At 40.8% G+C, this 1577-nt stretch carries 2 protein-coding genes; one reads left to right on the top strand and one right to left on the bottom strand.

What is annotated here, in order from left to right:
• Positions 1-87: 87 nt before the first annotated feature.
• Positions 88-210 (bottom strand): hypothetical protein, encoded by a 123-nt coding sequence (locus QVO88_RS08065; protein WP_022287987.1) that lies wholly within the window; start codon positions 208-210, stop codon positions 88-90.
• Positions 211-403: 193 nt separating this feature from the next.
• On the opposite strand from QVO88_RS08065, the gene QVO88_RS08070 reads away from it, so the two are divergent.
• Positions 404-1577 (top strand): oligosaccharide flippase family protein (locus tag QVO88_RS08070; protein WP_288177903.1); only part of this gene is annotated, 1174 nt, incomplete at its 3' end.

Here is a 1577-nt window from a genome sequence, read left to right on the forward strand (position 1 = left end):
AAAAAATGCTGAAAAAGTTTCACTTGCGGTGAAAAAACTGCGTAAAGAAAAAGGACGGCAGAAGCCGTCCGGATAAAAACGCTGTGTTTAGTCTACAGAATAATATTTCTGAAGTCTTGTTTTGAATATCTCACAGATGATATTTGCAGCTACTCCTGCTGTGAATACAGATACGAAAAGTATCAGAAATACTTTTGTTGCTTTGCTCATGTTATCTTCCTCCTGTAATTCTGTGACGCTGTTTTTACAGCCCTTTTCTTTAGGTCTATTATACTATAATCTTGCTCTGATTGCAAGCGGTTTGTGAAAAAATACGGCTTTTTATAAAAATATTTGCAAAAATCAAAGCATTGTGTTATAATATCTCTATGTGTTATATTTTTATGTAATGAGGAAATTTTAAATGGCAGAAACAGGCAAACAAAGCAGCTACAAAAAGCTGTTTTCAAATACGCTGGTGTTCGCTATAGGCTCTTTCAGCTCAAAAGTCCTTGTGCTGTTGCTTGTGCCTATATACACCAACTATCTTACTACGGCTGAGCTGGGCGTTACGGACGTTCTCACTCAGATAGCTAACTGGATAATACCTCTTGTGACCATGACTATCACGGAGGCTATAATCAGATTTGGTCTTGACAAGGCTTATGACAAGGTAAAGGTCTTTACTCTTGGCAATCTTATATGCTTCTTTGGTCTGGCGGTGTTCGGTATTTTGCTGCCTATTGTGTCGCTGACGGGAATTGCTGACAAGTATATTGGTGGATACAGCTTGATACTATATATATATGTATTCACCTCAAGCATGAAGTCGCTTTACTCAACTTTCGTGCGTGCAATGGAGCAGGTAAAGCTGTTTGCTTTTAACGGCATACTGACCACGTTCTTTACGCTGTTTTGGACGGCAATGTTTTACATGGTGCTTCCTGAGGGATTTCTCGGTCACGGCACGGGTATCGAGAAGTATTTGCTCGCCACCATTCTTTCTGACCTTATATCGGTGGTATTTCTCACGTTCAAGTCAAAGCTTTGGAGATATATAAACTTCAAGGATATTGACAGAGAGCTTTTGCAGGTAATGCTTCAATACTCTGTGCCTCTTATCCCTGCTCAGCTTTTGTGGCTCATAACAAACAGCTCGGATTCATTTATGACTACCCACTATCTTGGCTCGGACTACAACGGCGTGCTGTCGGCGGCTTACAAGATACCTAACCTTGTGTCAACGGTATATCTTATGTTCGGTCAGGCTTGGAATATGTCGGCTATCACTGAGGACGATTCTGATGACAGAGATTCGTTCTATGAGAATGTTTTTGACTTCAATCAGAGCCTTTTGTATATTCTTGTGGCAGGCTGTCTGCTTATCGTTCAGCCTGTGACTAACTTCTGGATAGGCGCAGATTTCCGTGACTGCGTAAAATACTCGCCTATCATCATATATGCGACCATTTATTCATGCTTCACCACTTTTATGGGGTCTATTTATCTTGCTTCAAAGCAGACGAAGAGGTCACTTTTTACGAGCCTTGTTTCAGGCGTTATAAACGTGGGGCTGAATGTTATACTCATACCGAGGA

Source organism: Ruminococcus sp. CAG:57 (genome assembly GCF_000435935.1).
Classification (GTDB): domain Bacteria; phylum Bacillota; class Clostridia; order Oscillospirales; family Ruminococcaceae; genus Hominimerdicola; species Hominimerdicola aceti.

Coding starts and splice junctions, on each gene's coding strand:
- QVO88_RS08065 (WP_022287987.1), bottom strand. CDS start 210: ATGAGCAAAGCAACAAAAGTATTTCTGATACTTTTCGTATCTGTATTC.